Source organism: Pseudomonas sp. TE12508, from assembly GCF_056279485.1.
Genome location: NZ_JBWCCN010000005.1, coordinates 119322 through 135880 on the forward strand (window position 1 = coordinate 119322; position 16559 = coordinate 135880).

The following is a 16559-nucleotide window of genomic DNA, read 5'->3' on the forward strand; positions in this document are numbered from 1 at the left end:
TCTTGCATTCAACATCAATGCTGAATGTTATGGCCTCATCGCGAGCAGGCTCGCTCCCACAGGATCGGGGAAGCCTTACAGGTCGCCGAGGCCGTCGATCAGCGCCTGATTCTGCTCCGGCGCGCCGATGGAAATCCGCAGGAACTGGGCAATCCGCTCCTGCTTGAAGTGCCGAACGATTACGCCCTGTTCGCGCAACTTCGCCGCCAGCCCTGCCGCATCGTGCTTCGGGTGACGGGCGAAAATGAAGTTCGCCGCCGACGGCAACACCTCAAACCCCTTTGCCTCCAGCTGCGCGACCACCTTTTCGCGACTGTCGATGACCAACCGGCAGGTCTTGTCGAAATACTCACGATCCTCGAACGCCGCCGCAGCCCCCACAATCGCCAGTCGATCCAGCGGGTAGGAGTTGAAGCTGTTCTTGATCCGCTCCAGCGCCTCGATCAGATCCGGATGCCCCACCGCCAGACCAACCCGCAGGCCCGCCAGTGAACGGGACTTGGACAGGGTCTGAGTCACCAGCAGGTTCGGATAACGGTCCACCAGCGTGATCGCCGTTTCACCACCGAAATCAATGTAAGCCTCATCCACCACGACCACCGAATCCGGGCTGGCCTTGAGGATTTGCTCAACCGCGTCCAGCGCCAGCAGGCAACCGGTCGGCGCGTTCGGGTTGGGGAAAATGATCCCGCCGTTCGGCTTGGCGTAGTCCGCCGGGTTGATCTGGAATTGCTCATCCAGCGGCACCGCGTCGAATGCAATGCCGTACAGCCCGCAGTAAACCGGGTAGAAGCTGTAGCTGATATCCGGGAATAGCAGCGGCTGATCGTGTTGCAGCAAACCGTGGAAAATGTGCGCCAGGACTTCATCGGAACCGTTGCCGAGGAACACCTGATTGCCCTGCACGCCGTAGTACCTGGCAACAGCCTGCTTGAGCAGGTCGCTGTTCGGGTCCGGGTAAAGACGCAGGTTATCGTTCAGTTCGGTCTGCATCGCGGCCAGCGCTTTGGGCGATGGACCGTATGGGTTTTCGTTGGTGTTGAGCTTCACCAGTTTTGCCAGCTTCGGCTGCTCGCCCGGCACGTAAGGCACCAGACTCTTGACGAAGGGACTCCAGAATTTACTCATGTTCAGTTGCCCTGCTCTTGAAGAAAGTCTTCGTCAACGATGCGGTATTCGGCGCTCCGCGCGTGAGCGGTCAGCGACTCGCCACGGGCCAGCACGGAAGCGGTTTTGCCCAGTTCGGAGGCACCCTGCTCGGAGCAGAAGATGATCGACGAACGCTTCTGGAAGTCATAAACACCCAGTGGCGAAGAGAAGCGCGCGGTGCCGGACGTCGGCAAGACGTGGTTTGGACCTGCACAATAGTCACCCAGCGCTTCGGAGGTGTGGCGGCCCATGAAGATCGCGCCGGCGTGGCGGATCTGCGGCAACCAGGCCTGCGGATCGGCAACCGACAGCTCCAGGTGTTCTGGCGCAATGCGGTTGGCCACTTCTATGGCCTGTTCCATGTCGCGAACCTTGATCAGCGCTCCGCGACCATTGATCGAGGTTTCGATGATTTCGGCGCGTTCCATGGTCGGCAGCAGTTTGGCGATGCTGGCGGCGACCTTGTCAAGGAACTCGGCGTCCGGGCTGACCAGAATCGCCTGGGCGTCTTCGTCGTGCTCGGCCTGGGAGAACAGGTCCATGGCAATCCAGTCCGGATCGGTCTGACCGTCACACACCACGAGGATCTCGGAGGGGCCGGCGATCATGTCGATGCCGACCTGACCGAACACGTGGCGCTTGGCGGTGGCGACATAGATGTTGCCAGGGCCGACCACTTTGTCGACCTTCGGAACGCTTTCGGTGCCGTAAGCCAGCGCCGCAACTGCCTGGGCGCCGCCGATGGTGAACACCCGGTCAACACCGGCAATGCAGGCCGCGGCTAGCACCAGCTCGTTGATCTCGCCGCGTGGAGTCGGCACGACCATGACCACTTCGGTCACGCCGGCAACCTTGGCCGGAATTGCGTTCATCAGCACTGAGGATGGGTACGACGCCTTGCCGCCCGGCACATACAGACCGGCGCGATCCAGCGGCGTAACCTTCTGGCCCAGCACTGTGCCATCGGCTTCGGTGTAGCTCCAGGAATCCTGTTTCTGTTTTTCGTGGTAGCTGCGCACGCGGGCCGCGGCTTTTTCCAGCGCTTCGCGCTGAGGCACGGTGATGCGGGTCAATGCCAGTTCCAGCCGTTCGCGTGGCAGGATCAGGTCTGCCATGGAGGCGACTTGCAGGCCGTCGAACTTCTGGGTGAATTCCACCAGCGCCGCGTCGCCACGCTCGCGAACAGCCTTGATGATGTCCAGCACCCGCTGATTGACCGAGTCGTCAGACACACTTTCCCAGCTCAGCAGATGATCCAGATGATGTGCGAAATCCGGGTCAGCAGCGTTGAGTCGGCGAATTGCAGTCGGTGCGGTCATAGCGAGAGCCTCATAGGAATGGCAAAAACTCAGGCGCCCTAACTTAGCAGTCGTTTCCGCTTGGGCACCTGAGAATTCTGGCTATGAGGCGGATAGACGGGCGCGACTCAAGGTCGCGCGGGTGAATCAGCCGCGGTGTCGAGACTCCACTGCTTTGCGCAGGGTGTCGATCAACGCCTGGATTCGGGCGTGCTGCATTTTCATCGAAGCTTTGTTGACGATCAGCCGGGAGCTGATGTCGGCAATGAAATCCTGGGGCTCCAGGCCATTGGCACGCAGAGTGTTACCGGTGTCGACCACGTCGATGATCTTGTCCGCCAGACCGATCAGCGGCGCCAGCTCCATCGAGCCGTAGAGCTTGATGATGTCGACCTGACGGCCTTGCTCGGCATAGTAACGCTTGGCGACGTTGACGAATTTGGTCGCCACCCGTAGACGGCCCTTGGGCTCGACATCGCCGACACGGCCGGCGGTCATCAGCTTGCAGAGGGCAATTCGCAGATCCAGAGGCTCGTACAGACCCTGGCCGCCATATTCCATCAGCACATCTTTACCGGCGACGCCGAGGTCCGCGGCACCATGCTCGACATAAGTCGGCACATCGGTGGCGCGCACGATCAGCAAGCGCACATCGGCCTGGGTTGTGGGGATGATCAGCTTGCGGCTCTTGTCCGGATTCTCGGTCGGCACGATGCCCGCTTCAGCCAGAAGCGGCAGGGTGTCGTCAAGGATGCGGCCCTTGGACAGTGCGATGGTCAACATGGGAAACGTCAGTCCTTATCAAGGTACTCATGCCCGGTCGCAAACGGCGCCGGACATACATCGAGGCCGTTACCAGCCCCGACTTGAACAAAATCAACAGGCGCGTCCTTGCGCCCATGCAGCAGAAACTAGCCCGGTACGCGGCGGATCTTCGCGCCGAGCATCTGCAGTTTCTCTTCGATGCACTCGTAACCACGGTCGATGTGGTAGATGCGGTCGATCAGGGTGTCGCCTTCGGCGATCAGCGCCGAGATCACCAGGCTGGCCGAAGCACGCAGGTCGGTGGCCATTACTGGCGCGCCCTTGAGCTTTTCGATGCCGGTGACGATGGCGGTGTTGCCTTCGACCTGGATATGAGCGCCCATGCGGTGCAGTTCGTAAACGTGCATGAAGCGGTTTTCGAAGATCGTCTCGATCACCGCACCAGTGCCTTCGGCAATGGCGTTGAGGGAGATGAACTGCGCCTGCATGTCGGTCGGGAACGCCGGGTATGGAGCGGTCCGCACGTTAACGGCTTTTGGCCGCTTGCCGTGCATGTTCAGCTCGATCCAGTCTTCGCCGCAGGTGATTTCAGCACCCGATTCGCGGAGCTTTTCCAGAACGGCTTCGAGGATGGTCGGATCAGTGTCCTTGACCTTCACACGACCGCCGGTCACCGCCGCCGCCACCAGGTAGGTGCCGGTCTCGATGCGGTCAGGCATCACCTTGTATGTGGTCGGGTGCAGACGCTCGACGCCATCGATGGTGATGGTGTCGGTGCCGGCACCAGTGATCTTGGCGCCCATGGCGTTCAGGAAGTTCGCCAGGTCGATGACCTCAGGCTCGCGAGCGGCGTTCGCCAGCACGCTACGGCCCTTGGCCAGAGCGGCCGCCATCATGATGTTCTCGGTACCGGTCACGCTGACGGTGTCGAAGAAGAAGTGCGCACCGCGAAGGCCGCCTTCAGGGGCCTTGGCCTTGATGTAGCCGCCTTCGACGTCGATGACCGCGCCCATGGCTTCGAGGCCACGGATGTGCAGGTCGACCGGACGCGAACCGATGGCGCAACCGCCAGGCAGTGCGACTTCGGCTTCACCGAAACGGGCAACCATCGGGCCCAGCACCAGGATCGAGGCACGCATGGTTTTCACCAGTTCGTACGGCGCGATCAGGGTCTTGATGGTGCGCGGGTCGATTTCGACGCTGAGCTTCTCGTCGATCACCGGCTCGATGCCCATGCGACCGAACAGCTCGATCATCGTGGTGATGTCGTGCAGGTGCGGCAAGTTGGCCACGGTCACCGGGCCATCGCACAGCAAGGTGGCAGCCAGGATCGGCAGGGCAGAGTTCTTTGCCCCGGAAATGCGAATCTCGCCATCAAGACGAGCGCCACCAGTAATAATCAATTTATCCATAAGAATCTCGACGCCCTTGGGCTCAGGTGCGCTCGGCCCAGGCCGCGCTGCTGAAAAATTTCATAGTGACCGCATGGATGCTGCCATCGGTGATCCATGGGTTCAAATGGGCATAGACCTGCTGCTGACGCTTCACCGGGCTCAACGCCGCCAGTTCATCGCTAATCACGTTCAGCTGGAAATTGCAGCCTTCGCCTTCAACTTCCACCTTCGTGTTTGGCAGCTTTCCTTCAAGGAAGCTCTTCACTTCTACGGCCTGCATGCTCAACCTCAATCGGCGCCCTGTGCGCGCGGGTCGGACATCATACAAAAAAGCCCCGCGCCTGCGAACCCCGCATTCACAGGACTCTGACGGGGGGCTTCTTTATAGATGCGGTTCAGGGGTGCGCCAACAGCTCGGTCAATTCGCTGACCTGAGCGATTTCACGCATATCGTCGGGCATCGCGCGAATGCTCAGGGCCTTGCCGGCCGCCTGGGCATCGCGCATGAAGCACAGCAACAGCGACAAGCCGACGCTGCTGGACTTCTCCACCGCTGAGCAATCAACCACCAGCGCAGCCGCGTTACTGGACTTGATCAGCGCCTGCCCCTGCTTGCGCAGGTTCGGGCCTGTGCGGTAATCCAGCACGCCACTGAGCAGCAGCTCGCCGGTTTCGCTCATGCGAATGACCGACTCACTCATTGGGTTTGCTTCTCGGCGGATTTCTCGGTGACTTCCTTGGCTTTGGCGACTTCCCCGGCCCAACCGTTGATGGTCTTGTCCAGGTCGTTGCCATTGCGCTGCATCGCATCAGCGAACTGATCGCGGAACAGCTTGCCAATGTTGATGCCGTTGATGATCACGTTGCGCAGCTTCCACTCGCCGTTGATCTTCTCAAGTGTATAAGACACAGGATAGATCGCGCCGCTGCTACTCTTGACCGTCATGCCAACGCTGGTACGGTCGCCTGACTCATCCTTGGCAGGATCGACGACGATGCCCTGGTTGTCGTACTCAAGCAAAGCATTGCCATAGAACTGGAACAGGCCTTTTTTGAAGTTCTCGACAAACTTCTGCATCTGCTCGGGCGTGGCCTTGCGTGAATACTTGACCGTCATGATGCTCTTGGAAATGCCTTCGGCATCCACCACAGGCCCGACGATGGTGTTCAGCGCCGTATAAAAGTCCTGCGGGTCCTGTTTGTACTTTTCTTTGTTGGCGGCAAGATCCGCCAACAACCGGGTGGTGGTGTCCTGTACCAGATCGTGCGCGGAAGGCGCCGCCGCGGCGTTAGCCATCAACGGCAAAGCCGCGAGTATTACCAACAGGCCACGTCGCAAGATAGAGATCATTCAAAAGCTCCTCATTTGGCGTCTTTGCTAACGGTATTGAGCAGGAATTTACCGATCAGGTCCTCGAGCACCAGCGACGACTGCGTGTCGTGGATGGTTCCCCCTTCCTTGAGCAGGGTTTCTTCCCCGCCCACGCTGATACCGATGTATTTCTCACCCAACAGGCCAGCGGTCAGGATAGATGCAGTGGAGTCAGTCGGCAGATTATCTACGCGCTTTTCCAGTTGCATGGTCACCCGACCGGTGAAGCTGTCGCGATCCAGATCGATTGCGGTGACTTTGCCGATGGTGACACCGGCCATGGTCACTTTAGCTCTGACCGTCAAACCGGCGATATTGTCGAAATACGCATAAAGTTTATAAGTATCGGTGCTCGCCGTCGGAGCCAGGCCACTGACCCGCAGCGCAAGCAACAGCAAAGCCAGGATGCCAGCCAGCAAGAAAAGGCCGACACCGATTTCCAGGGTGCGGTTTTGCATCAGAAATCTCCAAACATCAAGGCGGTCAAGATAAAGTCCAGGCCAAGTACAGCCAAAGAGGCATACACCACGGTCTTGGTAGTGGCACGACTGATCCCCTCGGAAGTGGGCTCGCAGTCATAGCCTTGGAATACGGCGATCCAGGTCACGACGAAGGCAAAAACGATGCTTTTGATAATACCGTTGAGCACATCGTCGACAAACGTCACGCTGTTCTGCATGTTCGACCAGTAGGAGCCTTCATAGACACCCAGCCAGTCGACGGCCACCCACGAACCGCCCCAGATACCCACCACGCTGAAAATCGTCGTCAGCACCGGCAAGGAAATGAAACCGGCCCACAGGCGCGGGGCAATGATGTACTTGAGCGGGTCGACCCCGATCATTTCCAGGCTGGACAATTGCTCGGTGGACTTCATGTTGCCGATTTCGGCGGTCAGCGCCGACCCAGCGCGCCCGGCGAACAGCAAGGCCGTGACCACCGGCCCCAGTTCACGCAGCAGCGTCAACGCGACCATCTGCCCGACGGCCTGTTCCGAACCGTAGCTGGACAGAATATTGAACCCCTGCAGGGCTAGCACCATGCCGATGAACACCCCGGAGACCACGATGATCACCAGGGACATCACGCCCACCGAATGCAGTTGCTTGACCAGCAAGCCGAAACCGCCGCCGATGCCGCCACGACCGAGCAAGGCATGGAACAGGAACAACGCCGAACGCCCGAACACCGCCATCACATCGATGCCGGCATGACCGAAACGGCGCACCCTTTCTATTAGTGTGATCTTGCGCATCAACGCTTCCCCAGAAGATCTGCGCGGTAATCCGGCGCTGGAAAGTGGTATGCGACCGGGCCGTCGGGTTCGCCAGTCAAGAATTGACGAATACGTGGCTCATCCGATTTCATCAGATCCTTGGGCGTGCCTTGCCCCAACACTTGCCCGTCGCCCACCACGATGAGGTGGTCGGCGATGCTCGCGGTCTCGGCCAGGTCGTGGGAAACCACAATGCTGGTGATGTTCAGCGCATCGTTGAGCAGGCGGATCAAGCGCACCAGCACGCCCATGGCGATCGGGTCCTGGCCGACGAAAGGCTCGTCGTACATCAGGATTCGCGGATCGAGAGCAATTGCCCGGGCCAGCGCGACGCGACGTTTCATGCCGCCGGACAATTCGTCAGGCATCAGGTCGATGGCGCCACGCAAGCCAACAGCCTGCAATTTGAGCAGGACAATGTCGCGGATCATTTCTTCCGGCAGCGCTGTATGAACACGTAGCGGAAAAGCGACGTTCTCGAACACATCAAGGTCGGTAAACAATGCACCGCTCTGAAACAGCACACCCATGTGCTTGCGCGCATCGAACAGATCGTTGCGCGACAGTGTTGGCAGGTTCTGGCCATTGACCCAGACTTCGCCGCTGGTGGGGCGCAATTGTGCGCCGATCAGCCGCAACAGCGTGGTCTTGCCACACCCGGAAGGTCCCATGATGCCGGTAACCTTGCCGCGCGGGATGCGGATATCGATGTTATTGAAAATGCTGCGCGTACCGCGCTTGAAGGTCAGTCCCTTCAGCTCGACCGCGTAGGCGTTATCGGCACTCATCTAAACTCCTTGCGATGCAGCCTCTCACTCGGACGCCTGGCTTTCTGGCGAAAGCACATACCTCCCCGGGCAGGCCGAACTGGCGGCGAACTATATCACTGCAAAGCTCAAGCGCCCAAGGCCCAAGCCGGGCATGTTCAGCAACATGACTGCCCGAAATCATCCATTTAGAGAGGATTCGGTAACAAGGAATGACAAACCGCGACGAACTAGCGTGAGGGTTTTGATCATTACCGCTATAATCGCCGCCTTTTCATCAGGCTATTCGATTTCCGACATGAACCAATCCAGCGACCTGATTCAATCCGCACAACGCACCATCCGTTTGGAACTGGAAGCCGTACAAGGCTTGCTACCCCATATCAATGCGGATTTCGTACGTGCGTGCGAGATGATTCTGGCCAGCAAAGGCCGCGTAGTCGTGGTCGGCATGGGCAAATCGGGGCACATCGGCAACAAGATTGCCGCCACCCTGGCCAGCACCGGCACCACAGCGTTCTTCGTGCATCCGGCCGAGGCCAGCCATGGCGACATGGGCATGATCACCCGTGATGACATCATTCTGGCGCTGTCGAACTCCGGCTCCACCAACGAGATCGTCACCTTGCTGCCGCTGATCAAACGCCAGGGCATTCAAATGATCAGCCTGACCGGCAACCCCGAGTCGCCGCTGGCCAAGGCGGCGGAAGTCAACCTCAATGTAAGCGTCGAACACGAAGCCTGCCCGCTGAATCTGGCACCTACCTCGTCGACCACCGCGGCACTGGTCATGGGTGATGCTCTCGCCGTTGCCTTGCTTGAAGCTCGCGGCTTTACCGCCGAAGATTTCGCCTTTTCCCACCCGGGCGGCGCCCTTGGCCGCCGCTTGTTGCTGAAAGTGGAAAACGTCATGCATGCCGGCACCGAATTGCCGCAAGTGATGTGCGGTACGCTGCTCAAGGATGCCTTGATGGAAATGACCCGTAAGGGATTGGGCATGACCGTTGTACTGAGTACGGATGGAAAACTCGCCGGGATCTTCACCGACGGCGACCTGCGTCGCACGCTGGACCGCACCATCGATATCCACAGCACGACCATTGATGAAGTGATGACCGCCCACGGCAAGACCGCCCGCGCCGAGATGCTCGCCGCCGAGGCCCTGAAAATCATGGAAGACCACAAGATCAACGCACTGGTAGTGGTCGACAGCGAAGACCGTCCGGTCGGCGCCTTGAACATGCACGATTTGCTGCGTGCGGGAGTAATGTAATGAGCACGGACCTGCTGCAACGCGGCAAACAGATCAAACTGGCGGTGTTCGACGTCGATGGTGTGCTGACCGACGGGCGCCTGTACTTCCTCGAAGACGGTAGCGAATTCAAGACGTTCAACACCCTCGACGGCCAAGGCATCAAGATGTTGATGGCCGCCGGCGTGCAGACCGCTATCATCAGCGGCCGCAAGACCCCGGTGGTTGAACGGCGCGCGAAGAACCTCGGCATTCCGCACCTCTACCAGGGTCGCGAAGACAAACTGGTGGTGCTCGACGAACTTCTTGGCCAGCTCAACCTGAGCTATGAACAAGTGGCCTACCTGGGCGACGACCTGCCGGACCTGCCGGTGATTCGCCGCGTAGGCCTTGGCATGGCGGTGGCCAGCGCCGCCAGTTTCGTGCGCGAACACGCCCACGGCATCACCCAGGCCCGCGGTGGCGAGGGGGCCGCTCGCGAATTCTGCGAATTGATCCTGCGCGCCCAGGGCCGCCTCGATGCGGCCAACGCCGCGTACCTGTGAGCCCATCATGCTGAGCAAGAAAATTCGTAACATCCTGGTGTTCGGTTGCATCGCCGCGATTTTTGCAGCGGTCGGCTACTGGAACATCAGCCCTGAGCGTTTCCTCGACAAGCCGGTGGTGAAGGTCGATGAAACCGCGATCGACTATTACGCCATCAACGCCCACAGCGTGCAGTACCTGCCCGACGGCAAACTGCAATACGAGATGACGTCGGACAAGGTCGAACACGTCAAAGCGAGCGAGGTGACGTTGCTGACCAATCCGGACCTGAACATGTTCCGTGGCACCGAATTCCCCTGGCACGTCCAGAGCGAGCGCGGCGAAGTCAACCCGGACGGCACTCAGGTCGAGCTGATTGACTCGGTACGTATCACGCGTTTCGACGAAAAAAACCGCAAAACCCTGATTACCACCACCCGTATGACAGTGTTCCCGCAGCAGCAATATGCGCAGACCGATCAACCCGTTAGAATCGACGGCGCCGGCGGTGTATCGACAGGCAACGGAATGAAAGCGTACTTGAAAGAAAGCAGGATACACCTGCTATCGAACGTAAGAGGACAGTATGAGGCTCGTTAAAACCCTCCCTATTTTGCTCAGTCTGGGCGCAGCACTGGGAAGCGTGAGCGCCTGGGCTCTGCCGAACGATCAAGAGCAGCCTATCCGCATTCAGGCCGACGATGCCCAACTGGACGACAAGAACGGCGTTGCCACCTATAAGGGCGATGTAATCATCACCCAAGGCTCGATGAAGGTCACCGGCAATACCGTGACCATCACCCGCACCCCGGCCGGCGACATCGACGTGGTAACTTCGGTGGGCAACCTCGCCTACTTCGAGCAACTGCAAACGGCGGGCGATACCAAGCCGGTCCAGGGCTACGGCGTAACTATCCAGTACCACGCCTCGCAAAACCGCGTAGTGCTGATCGATCGCGCCAAGGTCATCGATAAGGACAACAACGTCACCCAAGGCGAGAAAATCGTCTACGACACGGTCAAAAAGCTTGCGAGCGCCGGTCGCGCCACGGGTAACAAGGTCACCGAGGCACGCCCTCGCATCGACATGGTGATCCAGCCGAAGAAGAAAACCGACGAGCAAAAGGCCCAGTAATGGCAACTCTGAAAGCTCAGCATCTGGCCAAGAGCTACAAGAGCCGTCAGGTCGTGCGCGACGTCAGCCTGTCCATCGACAGCGGTCAGATCGTCGGCCTGCTTGGCCCTAACGGCGCCGGTAAAACCACCTGTTTCTATATGATTGTCGGCCTGGTACAGGCCGATCAAGGCCGCGTACTGATCGACGACCTGGACGTCAGCCACCAGCCGATGCACGGTCGTGCGAAGGCGGGCATCGGCTATCTTCCGCAAGAAGCGTCGATCTTCCGCAAACTGTCGGTGGCCGACAACATCATGGCCATCCTCGAGACCCGTAAGGAGCTCGATCAGGCCGGTCGTCGCCAAGAGCTGGAAAGCCTGCTGCAGGAATTTCACATCCATCACATCCGCGACAATCTCGGCATGAGCCTGTCCGGTGGTGAACGCCGCCGTGTGGAAATTGCCCGGGCACTGGCTACAAACCCGAAATTCATCCTCCTCGACGAACCCTTCGCCGGCGTGGACCCGATTTCGGTGGGCGACATCAAGCAGATCATCCATCACCTCAAGGCTAAAGGCATTGGCGTGTTGATCACGGACCACAACGTTCGTGAGACCCTGGATATCTGCGAAACCGCCTACATCGTCAACGATGGCCAACTGATTGCTGAAGGTGACTCCGCCACCATCCTCGCCAATGAACTGGTCAAGGAAGTGTATCTGGGCCACGAGTTCCGCCTGTAAGCACCTGAGGTGCCCGGGTCGCCGAGGGAGCGCTCGCTTCAATAAAAAATCAATAACTTTTTATTGTTACAGCGCTCTAGGCAAACACTTCAGTTTCGGGCATATAATTTGCTTATGTTTGGCGCTTCGGCGCCCTGTAGTGGATGGCGCATGTGCGCCGGCGAATAAGGTGTTAAGCCCCTGCCATGAAACCATCGCTAGTCTTGAGAATGGGCCAGCAGCTGACGATGACACCGCAGCTGCAACAGGCCATCCGCCTGCTCCAATTGTCGACCCTGGACCTGCAACAGGAAATCCAGGAGGCTCTGGAGTCCAATCCGATGCTCGAACGCCAGGAAGAAGGCGACGACTTCGATAACGCCGACCCCTTGGCCGATAGCGCCGAACAGAAACCCAACGCCGACATTCAGGAACCCTCCTACCAGGAAACCGCCCCGACGGTGGACAACCTTGAGGAAGGCGACTGGAACGAGCGCATCCCCAACGAATTGCCCGTCGACACAGCCTGGGAGGATGTCTACCAGACCAGCGCCAGCAGCCTGCCGAGCAACGATGACGACGAGTGGGATTTCACCACCCGCACATCGGTCGGTGAAAGCCTGCAAAGCCATTTGCTCTGGCAACTGAACCTGGCACCGATGTCCGACACCGATCGCCTGATCGCCGTGACCTTGATCGACTGCATCAACAATCAGGGCTACCTGGACGAAACCCTCGAGGAAATCCTCGAAGCGTTCGACCCGGAGCTGGACATCGAACTGGACGAAATCGAAGCCGTCCTGCACCGCATCCAGCAATTCGAACCCGCTGGCATCGGCGCCCGCAACCTCGGTGAATGCCTGCTACTGCAACTGCGCCAGTTGTCCGCCAAGACCCCTTGGCTGGCCGAAGCCAAGCGCCTGGTCACCGATTACATCGACCTGCTCGGCAGCCGCGATTACAGCCAGCTGATGCGCCGCATGAAGCTCAAGGAAGATGAGCTGCGCCAGGTCATCGAATTGGTCCAGAGCCTCAATCCACGCCCGGGCTCACAAATCGAGTCCACCGAAGCCGAATACGTCGTTCCCGACGTGATCGTGCGCAAGGACAACGAGCGCTGGCTGGTGGAGCTGAACCAGGAATCGGTGCCACGCCTGCGGGTCAATGCCCAATATGCCGGTTTCGTGCGCCGCGCCGATACCAGCGCTGACAACACCTTCATGCGTAATCAGCTGCAGGAGGCTCGCTGGTTCATCAAGAGCCTGCAAAGCCGCAATGAAACCCTGATGAAAGTCGCCACCCAGATCGTCGAGCATCAACGCGGCTTTCTCGAATACGGTGACGAAGCCATGAAGCCGTTGGTGCTGCATGACATTGCCGAAGCAGTCGGCATGCATGAATCGACGATTTCACGGGTGACCACGCAAAAATTCATGCATACCCCACGGGGCATCTATGAACTGAAATACTTTTTTTCCAGCCACGTCAGTACCTCTGAAGGCGGTGAATGCTCGTCCACGGCGATCCGCGCGATCATCAAAAAACTGGTTGCCGCGGAAAATCAGAAAAAGCCGTTGAGTGACAGCAAGATCGCTGGTTTACTGGAGGCACAAGGCATTCAGGTAGCCCGTCGCACCGTCGCCAAGTACCGCGAATCCCTGGGGATCGCGCCTTCCAGCGAACGGAAGCGGTTGATGTAGCCGCCGGGCTCGCCACAGCGTTCCAGTGGCAGGCATTTCTGCCTGCCGCTTTATGCACTGGCAACGAAGGAGAAGCTGTATGCAAGTCAACATCAGTGGACACCAACTGGAAGTGACCGAACCCCTGCGCACCTACATCGGCGAAAAACTCGACCGATTAGAGAGGCATTTCGACAAGATCACTAATGTGCAAGTCACGATGAACGTCGAAAAACTGCTGCAGAAGATCGAAGCCACGCTGCATATTCCCGGCGGAGAAGTGGTCGCCAATGCCGAGCATACGGACATGTATGCCGCCATCGACCTGCTGACCGACAAGCTGGATCGCCAACTTAAAAAGCATAAGGAAAAGACCCAGAGCCTCCTCCAGGGCGCGACCGGTCGTTAACACCCCCAATCCATGATCCGACTAGAAACCATCCTGACCCCCGGCCGTTCCCAAGTGAACGCGCCGGGTGGCAGTAAAAAGAAAGCCCTCGAGCAAATTGCCAACCTTATCCACCGCGAAGTACCGGATCTGGAAATGCAGGACGTCTTCGAGGCCTTGATTGCCCGTGAGAAACTCGGTTCTACCGGTTTCGGCAACGGCATCGCCATCCCCCACTGCCGGCTCAAAGGCTGCACCTCGCCAATCAGTGCGCTGCTGCACCTGGAAGCCCCTATCGATTTCGATGCCATCGACGGTGCCCCGGTTGACCTGCTGTTTGTGCTGCTGGTCCCGGAAGCCGCCACCGATGCACACCTGGAATTGCTGCGCCAGATTGCCAGCATGCTGGATCGCAAGGAAGTGCGTGAAAAACTGCGCAGCGCCCCGAGCAACCAAGCCTTGTATCAGGTTGTCCTGGACGAGCAGAACGGTCACTAATCATGCGCCTGATCATCGTCAGTGGCCGCTCCGGCTCAGGTAAAAGTACCGCCCTCGATGTGCTCGAGGACAACGGCTACTACTGCATCGACAACCTGCCTGCCGGCTTGCTGCCGGAACTGGCCGAACGCGCGCTGATTCACACCGAACTGGCACAACCGCTGGTGGCCGTGTCCATCGATGCACGCAACTTGCCAAGCCACCTGTCACGGTTCCCCGAATTGCTGGAGGAGGTCCGCAGCCGGCATATCCAGTGCGATGTGCTGTATCTGGACGCTGACGAAGAAACCTTGCTCAAGCGCTTTTCGGAAACTCGCCGTCGTCACCCGTTGAGCAGCGCCAATCGTTCGCTGGCGGAGGCGATCCAGGATGAAACCAATCTGCTGGGGCCTATCGCCGATCTGGCTGACCTCAAGGTCAACACCACCAATCTGAACCTGTATCAGCTACGCGATACCATCAAGCTGCGCCTGCTGAATCAGCCGGAGCCCGGCACTGCGTTCCTGGTGGAATCTTTCGGGTTCAAGCGTGGCATGCCGGTGGACGCCGATCTGGTGTTCGACGTGCGCTGCCTGCCCAACCCTTACTGGAAGCCGGAGCTACGGGCACAGTCCGGGCTCGATCAACCGGTGGCCGAGTACCTGGCGGCACAGCCGGACGTAGAAGAGATGTTCCAGGACATTTCCTCATACTTGCTCAAGTGGCTACCCCGCTTTGCCGCCAGCAATCGCGCCTATGTCACCATTGCCATTGGCTGCACTGGCGGGCATCACCGCTCTGTCTACCTGACCGAACGTCTGGGTCAGGTCCTGCAAAAAACCCTGAAGAACGTCCAGGTCCGCCACCGCGACCTCAGCTAAAGGATTCACATCGCGATGCCTGCTCTGGAAATCGAAATCATCAACAAGCTGGGCCTGCATGCCCGCGCGTCTGCAAAATTCGTTGGGGTAGCGGGTCAGTATCCTTGCCAGATCAGGGTTGGCCGTACACCGGAATCAATGATCGACGGCAAAAGCATCATGGCCATGATGATGCTGGCCGCTGGCAAAGGCACCACAATTCACCTGAATACCGAAGGCGAGCAGGAACAGGAAGCGCTGGATGCATTGGTGGCACTGATCAACAACTTCTTCGACGAAGGCGAATAAACAGCAAAAGATCGCAGCCTCGTTTCACTCGACAGCTCCTACGGCATCCGATCCTTGTAGGAGCTGTCGAGTGAAACGAGGCTGCGATCTTTTGATCCTGTTTTTCAAGTCAACGCTGTATCCATCACCATCATCAGACAAAACCCGATCAGCAGCCCAAGGCTGGCCAGTTTGTCGTGACCATGGCGGCGCGATTCGGGGATGACTTCGTGAGTCACCACCAGCAACATCGCACCAGCCGCCAGTGCCAGCCCCAAAGGCAACAGCAGTTCGGCCAGGCTCACCAGCCAGGCGCATAACAATGCAAAGACCGGCTCGACCAACCCTGATGCAGCACCGATCAGGAACGCCTTGACCCGCGACATCCCTGCTCCGGCCAACACCAACGCAATGACCAGTCCTTCCGGCACATCCTGCAAGGCGATGCCCATGGCCAGGCTGTCGGCGTCAGGCATGCCACCGCCCGCCGAAACGCCAACCGCCATGCCTTCGGGGATGTTGTGGGCGATGATGGCAAACACAAACAACCAGATCCGCGGTGGAATCACCGATCGCTTCAGTGTCCCCACGAGCATTTCGGGCGTAGCGCCAGACACCCTGCGATCCACCAGAAACAACCCGAATGCGCCCAGAAGGATGCCGAAGCTGATCAGGCCGCTGGCCGCCCAAGGCGTCAGCCCGAGGTTTTCTGCCGCGGCAATGCCCGGCACGATCAGCGAAAACGCCGTCGCGGCGAGCATCACCCCGGCTCCGAAACCGAGCAATATGTCGCTGACAGCCTGAGGTATCTGCCGAATCACCAGCACCGGCACCGCGCCCAAAGCCGTACCCAAGGCACAAATCGCCCCGCCTTGCAGGGCGCGCTGCAGTTTCGGTTCGAGGTCCAGCCAGCTCAGCCCTTGGGCAGCCAATAACGTCATACCCGCCAGCAGTAACAGCGATCCCAGTGCGTAACGAAACATTCGTCCACTTCCGACCGCCAGTGTTTCAGTGCCCATAGTCAGCCCTGGATTGTTTTATAGAGACTTAGGGGGGCGCTCTCAACTAGTTCCCCCTCCGCGTTGTCGCCTTAAAGCGGGCCAGGCAAGGCGCAGGCCGCTGGGAATGGTTGTTCCCTTTCCAAGGCCTGCTGTTGTGCAGGGCTGCGTTGCTCGAAGCTTATTTGGAATGACCAAACCACGCTTCTCGCGCCTTGCCCTGCACAACAGC

General features: G+C 59.0%; 21 protein-coding genes. 10 read left to right on the top strand and 11 right to left on the bottom strand.

The window, feature by feature from the left end; all coding sequences use genetic code 11:
* Positions 1-75: 75 nt before the first annotated feature.
* The 10 genes from hisC to ACZ9IM_RS08525 all read right to left on the bottom strand — a co-directional run bounded on the left by hisC (position 76) and on the right by ACZ9IM_RS08525 (position 8042).
* Positions 76-1128, bottom strand: coding sequence for a histidinol-phosphate transaminase (gene hisC, locus ACZ9IM_RS08480; protein WP_427623334.1), 1053 nt, complete (start codon positions 1126-1128; stop codon positions 76-78).
* Between the two features lie 2 nt (positions 1129-1130).
* Positions 1131-2468, bottom strand: coding sequence for a histidinol dehydrogenase (gene hisD, locus ACZ9IM_RS08485; protein WP_476223700.1), 1338 nt, complete (start codon positions 2466-2468; stop codon positions 1131-1133).
* A 126-nt stretch (positions 2469-2594) separates the two neighbouring features.
* Positions 2595-3230, bottom strand: a complete 636-nt coding sequence (gene hisG, locus ACZ9IM_RS08490; RefSeq protein WP_007901570.1) for an ATP phosphoribosyltransferase — start codon at positions 3228-3230, stop codon at positions 2595-2597.
* Positions 3231-3358: 128 nt separating this feature from the next.
* Positions 3359-4624, bottom strand: a complete 1266-nt coding sequence (murA, locus tag ACZ9IM_RS08495; RefSeq protein WP_123499005.1) for a UDP-N-acetylglucosamine 1-carboxyvinyltransferase — start codon at positions 4622-4624, stop codon at positions 3359-3361.
* A gap of 22 nt (positions 4625-4646) precedes the next feature.
* Positions 4647-4886: a BolA family protein gene (locus tag ACZ9IM_RS08500; protein ID WP_007901566.1), complete on the bottom strand. Its 240-nt coding sequence runs from the start codon at positions 4884-4886 to the stop codon at positions 4647-4649.
* A 115-nt stretch (positions 4887-5001) separates the two neighbouring features.
* The gene (locus ACZ9IM_RS08505; RefSeq protein WP_253553224.1) at positions 5002-5307 is read right to left on the bottom strand and encodes an STAS domain-containing protein; all 306 of its coding nucleotides are present in this window, start codon (positions 5305-5307) and stop codon (positions 5002-5004) included.
* Entirely contained in the window at positions 5304-5957 is a 654-nt protein-coding gene (locus ACZ9IM_RS08510) for an MlaC/ttg2D family ABC transporter substrate-binding protein (RefSeq protein ID WP_476223701.1), read from the bottom strand. Before ACZ9IM_RS08510 ends, ACZ9IM_RS08505 begins: the two co-directional genes overlap by 4 nt.
* An 11-nt stretch (positions 5958-5968) precedes the next feature.
* The gene (gene mlaD, locus ACZ9IM_RS08515) at positions 5969-6436 is read right to left on the bottom strand and encodes an outer membrane lipid asymmetry maintenance protein MlaD (RefSeq protein ID WP_008070583.1); all 468 of its coding nucleotides are present in this window, start codon (positions 6434-6436) and stop codon (positions 5969-5971) included.
* The gene (mlaE, locus tag ACZ9IM_RS08520) at positions 6436-7233 is read right to left on the bottom strand and encodes a lipid asymmetry maintenance ABC transporter permease subunit MlaE (RefSeq protein ID WP_008070585.1); all 798 of its coding nucleotides are present in this window, start codon (positions 7231-7233) and stop codon (positions 6436-6438) included. Before mlaE ends, mlaD begins: the two co-directional genes overlap by 1 nt.
* Entirely contained in the window at positions 7233-8042 is an 810-nt protein-coding gene (locus ACZ9IM_RS08525; protein ID WP_008070586.1) for an ATP-binding cassette domain-containing protein, read from the bottom strand. Before ACZ9IM_RS08525 ends, mlaE begins: the two co-directional genes overlap by 1 nt.
* 277 nt (positions 8043-8319) lie before the next feature.
* On the opposite strand from ACZ9IM_RS08525, the gene ACZ9IM_RS08530 reads away from it, so the two are divergent.
* The 10 genes from ACZ9IM_RS08530 to ACZ9IM_RS08575 all read left to right on the top strand — a co-directional run bounded on the left by ACZ9IM_RS08530 (position 8320) and on the right by ACZ9IM_RS08575 (position 15350).
* The gene (locus ACZ9IM_RS08530; RefSeq protein WP_032830275.1) at positions 8320-9294 is read left to right on the top strand and encodes a KpsF/GutQ family sugar-phosphate isomerase; all 975 of its coding nucleotides are present in this window, start codon (positions 8320-8322) and stop codon (positions 9292-9294) included.
* Positions 9294-9818, top strand: coding sequence for a KdsC family phosphatase (locus ACZ9IM_RS08535; protein ID WP_192346224.1), 525 nt, complete (start codon positions 9294-9296; stop codon positions 9816-9818). Before ACZ9IM_RS08530 ends, ACZ9IM_RS08535 begins: the two co-directional genes overlap by 1 nt.
* Before the next feature lie 7 nt (positions 9819-9825).
* Positions 9826-10398, top strand: a complete 573-nt coding sequence (lptC, locus tag ACZ9IM_RS08540; RefSeq protein WP_008070592.1) for an LPS export ABC transporter periplasmic protein LptC — start codon at positions 9826-9828, stop codon at positions 10396-10398.
* The gene (gene lptA / locus ACZ9IM_RS08545) at positions 10385-10933 is read left to right on the top strand and encodes a lipopolysaccharide transport periplasmic protein LptA (protein WP_030128010.1); all 549 of its coding nucleotides are present in this window, start codon (positions 10385-10387) and stop codon (positions 10931-10933) included. Before lptC ends, lptA begins: the two co-directional genes overlap by 14 nt.
* Positions 10933-11658: an LPS export ABC transporter ATP-binding protein gene (gene lptB, locus ACZ9IM_RS08550; RefSeq protein WP_008070596.1), complete on the top strand. Its 726-nt coding sequence runs from the start codon at positions 10933-10935 to the stop codon at positions 11656-11658. Before lptA ends, lptB begins: the two co-directional genes overlap by 1 nt.
* Before the next feature lie 185 nt (positions 11659-11843).
* Positions 11844-13337 (top strand): RNA polymerase factor sigma-54, encoded by a 1494-nt coding sequence (locus ACZ9IM_RS08555; protein WP_032830276.1) that lies wholly within the window; start codon positions 11844-11846, stop codon positions 13335-13337.
* A gap of 79 nt (positions 13338-13416) precedes the next feature.
* Entirely contained in the window at positions 13417-13725 is a 309-nt protein-coding gene (hpf, locus tag ACZ9IM_RS08560; protein ID WP_003178005.1) for a ribosome hibernation-promoting factor, HPF/YfiA family, read from the top strand.
* A 12-nt stretch (positions 13726-13737) separates the two neighbouring features.
* Complete coding sequence (gene ptsN, locus ACZ9IM_RS08565; RefSeq protein WP_008070599.1) at positions 13738-14202, top strand: PTS IIA-like nitrogen regulatory protein PtsN; 465 nt, start codon at positions 13738-13740, stop codon at positions 14200-14202.
* A gap of 2 nt (positions 14203-14204) precedes the next feature.
* Positions 14205-15062, top strand: a complete 858-nt coding sequence (gene rapZ, locus ACZ9IM_RS08570) for an RNase adapter RapZ (protein ID WP_123498993.1) — start codon at positions 14205-14207, stop codon at positions 15060-15062.
* 15 nt (positions 15063-15077) lie between these two features.
* On the top strand, positions 15078-15350 hold the full coding sequence (locus tag ACZ9IM_RS08575) for an HPr family phosphocarrier protein (RefSeq protein ID WP_063341543.1): 273 nt from the start codon (positions 15078-15080) through the stop codon (positions 15348-15350).
* A gap of 104 nt (positions 15351-15454) precedes the next feature.
* Here ACZ9IM_RS08575 and ACZ9IM_RS08580 read toward each other — a convergent pair whose 3' ends face one another.
* Positions 15455-16348 carry a ZIP family metal transporter gene (locus ACZ9IM_RS08580; protein ID WP_427623340.1) on the bottom strand — a complete coding sequence of 298 codons (894 nt, stop codon included), beginning with the start codon at positions 16346-16348 and terminating at the stop codon, positions 15455-15457.
* Positions 16349-16559: the final 211 nt, after the last annotated feature.

Excerpts from the sequence above, each read along its gene's own strand:
- ACZ9IM_RS08505 (WP_253553224.1), bottom strand. The coding sequence starts at position 5,307 with ATGAGTGAGTCGGTCATTCGCATGAGCGAAACCGGCGAGCTGCTGCTC.
- hisD (WP_476223700.1), bottom strand. The coding sequence starts at position 2,468 with ATGACCGCACCGACTGCAATTCGCCGACTCAACGCTGCTGACCCGGAT.
- ACZ9IM_RS08580 (WP_427623340.1), bottom strand. The coding sequence starts at position 16,348 with ATGGGCACTGAAACACTGGCGGTCGGAAGTGGACGAATGTTTCGTTAC.
- ACZ9IM_RS08510 (WP_476223701.1), bottom strand. The coding sequence starts at position 5,957 with ATGATCTCTATCTTGCGACGTGGCCTGTTGGTAATACTCGCGGCTTTG.
- lptC (WP_008070592.1), top strand. The coding sequence starts at position 9,826 with ATGCTGAGCAAGAAAATTCGTAACATCCTGGTGTTCGGTTGCATCGCC.
- ACZ9IM_RS08555 (WP_032830276.1), top strand. The coding sequence starts at position 11,844 with ATGAAACCATCGCTAGTCTTGAGAATGGGCCAGCAGCTGACGATGACA.
- ACZ9IM_RS08535 (WP_192346224.1), top strand. The coding sequence starts at position 9,294 with ATGAGCACGGACCTGCTGCAACGCGGCAAACAGATCAAACTGGCGGTG.
- mlaE (WP_008070585.1), bottom strand. The coding sequence starts at position 7,233 with ATGCGCAAGATCACACTAATAGAAAGGGTGCGCCGTTTCGGTCATGCC.
- murA (WP_123499005.1), bottom strand. The coding sequence starts at position 4,624 with ATGGATAAATTGATTATTACTGGTGGCGCTCGTCTTGATGGCGAGATT.
- ptsN (WP_008070599.1), top strand. The coding sequence starts at position 13,738 with ATGATCCGACTAGAAACCATCCTGACCCCCGGCCGTTCCCAAGTGAAC.
- hisC (WP_427623334.1), bottom strand. The coding sequence starts at position 1,128 with ATGAGTAAATTCTGGAGTCCCTTCGTCAAGAGTCTGGTGCCTTACGTG.
- hisG (WP_007901570.1), bottom strand. The coding sequence starts at position 3,230 with ATGTTGACCATCGCACTGTCCAAGGGCCGCATCCTTGACGACACCCTG.
- ACZ9IM_RS08530 (WP_032830275.1), top strand. The coding sequence starts at position 8,320 with ATGAACCAATCCAGCGACCTGATTCAATCCGCACAACGCACCATCCGT.
- hpf (WP_003178005.1), top strand. The coding sequence starts at position 13,417 with ATGCAAGTCAACATCAGTGGACACCAACTGGAAGTGACCGAACCCCTG.
- ACZ9IM_RS08525 (WP_008070586.1), bottom strand. The coding sequence starts at position 8,042 with ATGAGTGCCGATAACGCCTACGCGGTCGAGCTGAAGGGACTGACCTTC.
- lptB (WP_008070596.1), top strand. The coding sequence starts at position 10,933 with ATGGCAACTCTGAAAGCTCAGCATCTGGCCAAGAGCTACAAGAGCCGT.
- mlaD (WP_008070583.1), bottom strand. The coding sequence starts at position 6,436 with ATGCAAAACCGCACCCTGGAAATCGGTGTCGGCCTTTTCTTGCTGGCT.
- rapZ (WP_123498993.1), top strand. The coding sequence starts at position 14,205 with ATGCGCCTGATCATCGTCAGTGGCCGCTCCGGCTCAGGTAAAAGTACC.
- ACZ9IM_RS08500 (WP_007901566.1), bottom strand. The coding sequence starts at position 4,886 with ATGCAGGCCGTAGAAGTGAAGAGCTTCCTTGAAGGAAAGCTGCCAAAC.
- lptA (WP_030128010.1), top strand. The coding sequence starts at position 10,385 with ATGAGGCTCGTTAAAACCCTCCCTATTTTGCTCAGTCTGGGCGCAGCA.
- ACZ9IM_RS08575 (WP_063341543.1), top strand. The coding sequence starts at position 15,078 with ATGCCTGCTCTGGAAATCGAAATCATCAACAAGCTGGGCCTGCATGCC.